This is a genomic window from Rhodococcus sp. CX, from assembly GCF_015865005.1.
GTDB lineage: Bacteria > Actinomycetota > Actinomycetes > Mycobacteriales > Mycobacteriaceae > Rhodococcus.
In genome coordinates, this window is record NZ_JADZGH010000140.1 from 1 (window position 1) to 4227 (window position 4227).

Sequence of the window (4227 nt, forward strand, 5' to 3'; positions counted from 1 at the left end):
CCTCGACCCGGCCGCCCTGCGCGCCGGTGAGGAAGCCCAGGTGCCACCGCTCGCCGAGCGCCTGCCCCTGTACGCCGTCGAGGACACCACCGCCGACGGAGTTCCCGTCCGCATCTACACCCCGGACACCGCCGACACCCACGGCATCCTGGTGTACTTCCACGGCGGCGCGTTCTTCCTCGGCAGCCTCGACACCCACGACCACGTCGCCCGCCACCTCGCGAAGGCCACCGGCTGCACGGTCGTCTCCGTCGGCTACCGCCGCGCCCCCGAAGCGGCGTTCCCCGCCGGCCTGGACGACTGCCTCACCGTCGTCCGCTGGGTCGCCGACCACGGCGACGACCTGCACTGGAACGGCGACACCCTCGCCCTCGCCGGGGATTCCTCCGGCGGCACCTTCGTCGCCGCCGTCGCGGCCGCCGCCCACGACCAGGGCTTCGACCGCATCACCCACCAGATCCTGTACTACCCGTCGCTGGATCTGGACTTCGACGTCGACCGCTACCCATCCCTGCGCGAGAACGCCGAAGGCTACGGAGTCGAAACCGCCGGGCTGCCCGCCTTCAACTCCTTCTACTTCGACAGCGGCGCCGACCCCGCCGACCCGCGGGTCTCACCGATCAAACGTGCCGACCTGACCGGGCTCCCGGCCGCGCTGATCGTCACCGCCGAATACGACCCGATGCGCGACGAAGGCGAAGCGTACGGCGCGCGTCTCGCCGACGCCGGTGTGCCCGTAACGGTCCGCCGGTACGCGGGCGCCAACCACGGCTTCGTCCAGAACTTCGCGTGGATCCCCGAATTCGCGCAGGTCTTCGACGAGACCGCGGACTTCCTGCGGCAGGGCAAGTGACATGGCCGAGGTGAAGATCCACCCGATCGTGTCGCCGTGGGGCCGGTTCGGTCTCTACACGTTCTTCATCGACGCCGAACAGCCCGCGATCGTCGACACCGGCATCACGTCGTCCCCGGCCGAGGGCATGGCCCCCGCGCTCGCGGCGCTCGGCCGCCGCATCGAGGACGTGCGCTGGATCCTGCTCACCCACGGCCACATCGACCACATCGGGGGAGCGCACGCCCTGTGGGAGGCGACCGGCCGCCGCGCCCAGGTCGTCATCCACGAGGCCGACGCCCACCTGCTGCGCTCGCGGCAGGCGCACGTCGACGAATACCTCGGGGCCCGCGGCAGATACCTGAAGGACCCGGACGGGGGCGCCAAGGTGACCGCGGCCGCGCAGGCCGTCATCTCCGGCGAGATGGAACCGACGATGCTCGTGCGCGGCGGCGAAACCCTCTCCCTCGGCGGCGACATCACCGTGTCGGTGCACTCGATCCCCGGGCACACCGCCGGGTCGGTCGCGTACGTCGTCGACGGACAGAACGACGTGTTCGTCGGCGACGCCGTGCAGGTCCACGGTGCCGCCAACGGATTCCCCGGCTACGAGGACCCCGAGGCGTACCGGGTCAGCCTGCAGTACCTGCGCGACGAGATCGACCCGCAGCACCTGTACCTGGGACACCCCTACCGGCGCGCCGACGGAGTCGCCTACGGCGTCGAACTCGACCGCACCCAGGCGGCCGAGGCGCTGCGCGAAAGCCTCGAGATCGAAGGGGGAGTGCGCGGCGCCGCGTACCGCTGCCTCTGCGGCGGCCTGCTCGAAACCGAGTCGGCGTACTCGCCGTTCGCCCCCGTCGCCGACGAACTCGGCTACCGGGGCGATCCCACCCTCGAACCGTCCCCGTTCTTCACGACGCTGCACGGCTACCGCACCCAGTACATCCAGAAGTCCTGACACAGAAGAGGAATCGCAGACCCATGGCCGAGCTCCAGGAATTCGACGCGGGCGGACAGACCATCCGTATCCGCAAGAACCTGCGGATCCCGATGCGCGACGGCGTCGAATTGGCCGCGGACACCTACGAGGGCATCGACGACAAGCCCCGACCCGCCCTCGTCGCCCTCAGCCCCTACGGCAAGGAACTACAGGCCCTCGCCCTGACGACGCCGCCGCAACGCCGGCCCAGCCCCATGTGGGACGGCTGCATCGAAGCCGGCGACATCGCCCGCGTCGTGTCCGAGGGCTACGTGCACGTCATCGGCGACCTCCGCGGATCCGGGGCCTCCGACGGCGAGCACATCGGCAACTACAACGCCGGCGGCGTCCCGCTCGGCCAGGACGCCTACGACTTCATCGAATGGGTCGCCGCCCAGCCCTGGTGCGACGGCAACGTCGGCATGATCGGCATCTCCTACTTCGGGTCGATGCAGGTCCTCGCCGCCGCGGAACGCCCACCGCACCTCAAGGCGATCTTCGTCTCCGGCGGCCACTACGACTTCTACGAGACCACCTACCACGGCGGCATCATGTGGTTCATGCCGCGCGCCGCCCGCGAGGGCCGCGGCGGCGACTCCGGCTGGGCGTTCACCGCCAACGTCAAGTCCCGCATGCTCGAGACCTACACGCCGGAGGAGATCGCCAAGCGCGTCGCCGAACGCCTCGCCGACCCCGACGTCGCCGCCTGGCCGAACCTCGTGCACGTGCTGAACTACCCGAAGCACCACGAGGCGTGGTTCGACATCATCACCAACGAACTCGACGGTGACTGGTACGAGGAACGCAACCCCGTCAACCTCGCCCGCAACATCGACATCCCCGTCTACCTGCAGATCGATCAGGGCCGCGGCTGGACGATGGACGGCACCATCGAACTGTTCCACGCCCTGCAGGGACCGAAGAAGCTCGACATCGGCCCCTACCCGCCCATGCAGTCGCGGCCCTTCATCGAAGAGCACGACAAGATGTTCCGCTGGTACGACTACTGGATCAAGGGCATCGACAACGGCATCATGGACGAACCCGCCGTGAACGTCTTCGTCGAAGGCTCCCGGCAGCGCGTCACCGCCGACCAGTGGCCGCCCAAGGACGTCGACTACCGGCCGCTGTACCTGCGCCCGCGCGGCAAGCTGTCCACCGAACCCGAACCGATGGGCACGCAGTACGCCGCCCCCGACGGCTTCTACCAGGCGCCGCTCACCGTCACCGACAAGGTCGAGATCCTCGAGTGGGAGACCCCCGTCTTCGAGGAACCCACCGAGATGATCGGCACCGGCGCCGCACACATCTTCGCCGAGATCGACCAGCCGGACACCAATTTCGTCCTCCGCATGTGGGACTACGCCCCCAACGGCAAGCGGCAGCTGATCACCACCGGCTACCTCAAGGCCTCCCACCGCGAACTCGACGAGCGCACCACCGAAGGCAACCCCTTCCACCCGCACACCCGCGCCGTACCGGTCGAACCCGGCACCATCGAGGAATACGTGCTGCGGCTCTACCCGTTCGCCAACACCTTCATGCCGGGCCACAAGCTCGTCGTGGAACTGTCGAACAACGAACCGCTCGCCGACGAACACAACGCGCTGCTCCCGCCGGACGCCTTCCACCTGCCCGTCGGCCGCCCGGTCACGCACAAGATCTACCGCGACGCCGCACACCCCTCGCGGCTGGTGCTGCCGTTCACCACGCGCAGCGCGGAGGACTGAGCCGCAGGATCCGGCTCATCCCAACTCGCTGAGCTCCGCCGGCGCCCACCCGGGCCAGCGGAGAACACCCACGGGGACCCCGGCGGCGAACCTGGCCACCACCGCCGGGGTCCCCGAGGCGGTGTCGTACACCGTCGCCTGATCCGCGCGACGGATCGCCTCGACCACCAGCGGCCACAACCGCCGATACCGGGACCGAATCTTGTCCTCCGCCACCGAATGCCCACCCGCCTCCACCCGATACGCCACACGCCGCACCGACATCGCCTCGGGCACCAGCATCACGTGCACCACCACGGTGAACCCCGCGGCCTGCGCCCGCTCGATCAGCTCGAGCTTCGACGGATGCGAGAACACCGTCTCGGCGATGAACGAGCGGCCCTGCTCGAGCAGCCGATCACGCGCGGCGGCCGCCAGCTGCGCGGCCTCGTACGACATCTCCTCGGCCCGATCCGGCCACTTCTGCCGCGCAGCGTGTTCGTCAACGCGGATGTGATCGCGCGGCAGCAGGGGAGCGAGGGTCAACTCGACGAACGTCGATTTACCGGCACCGTTCGGGCCGATGATCAGATCCAGACGCCTCATTCGGCGTCGAGCACCCGCGTCGTGCCGTCGGGACGCTGCTCGACGAGGCGGCCCTCGTCATCGAGTACGACCGTGGTGACGCCGCGTGCGGCGAGCGC

4 protein-coding genes and 1 pseudogene are annotated in these 4227 nt (G+C 69.4%); 3 read left to right on the top strand and 2 right to left on the bottom strand.

Annotation, left to right across the window (positions count from 1 at the left end; all coding sequences use genetic code 11):
• The 3 genes from I0Q12_RS14730 to I0Q12_RS14740 all read left to right on the top strand — a co-directional run.
• Window positions 1-853 (top strand): alpha/beta hydrolase (locus I0Q12_RS14730; RefSeq protein WP_197252618.1); only part of this gene is annotated, 853 nt, incomplete at its 5' end.
• A gap of 1 nt (window position 854) precedes the next feature.
• Entirely contained in the window at window positions 855-1793 is a 939-nt protein-coding gene (locus I0Q12_RS14735; RefSeq protein WP_197252619.1) for an MBL fold metallo-hydrolase, read from the top strand.
• A gap of 23 nt (window positions 1794-1816) precedes the next feature.
• A complete protein-coding gene (locus I0Q12_RS14740; protein ID WP_197252620.1) occupies window positions 1817-3544 on the top strand; it encodes a CocE/NonD family hydrolase in 1728 nt (575 codons plus the stop codon).
• 15 nt (window positions 3545-3559) lie between these two features.
• Here the strand turns inward: I0Q12_RS14740 and I0Q12_RS14745 are convergent, their stop codons facing one another.
• Both I0Q12_RS14745 and I0Q12_RS32900 read right to left on the bottom strand, forming a co-directional pair.
• Window positions 3560-4129, bottom strand: a complete 570-nt coding sequence (locus tag I0Q12_RS14745) for a zeta toxin family protein (protein ID WP_197252621.1) — start codon at window positions 4127-4129, stop codon at window positions 3560-3562.
• Window positions 4126-4227: pseudogene (locus tag I0Q12_RS32900) on the bottom strand (hypothetical protein); the annotation flags it as partial. The pseudogene I0Q12_RS32900 and the gene I0Q12_RS14745, both read right to left, overlap by 4 nt.

Coding starts and splice junctions, on each gene's coding strand:
- I0Q12_RS14745 (WP_197252621.1), bottom strand. CDS start 4,129: ATGAGGCGTCTGGATCTGATCATCGGCCCGAACGGTGCCGGTAAATCG.
- I0Q12_RS14740 (WP_197252620.1), top strand. CDS start 1,817: ATGGCCGAGCTCCAGGAATTCGACGCGGGCGGACAGACCATCCGTATC.
- I0Q12_RS14735 (WP_197252619.1), top strand. CDS start 855: ATGGCCGAGGTGAAGATCCACCCGATCGTGTCGCCGTGGGGCCGGTTC.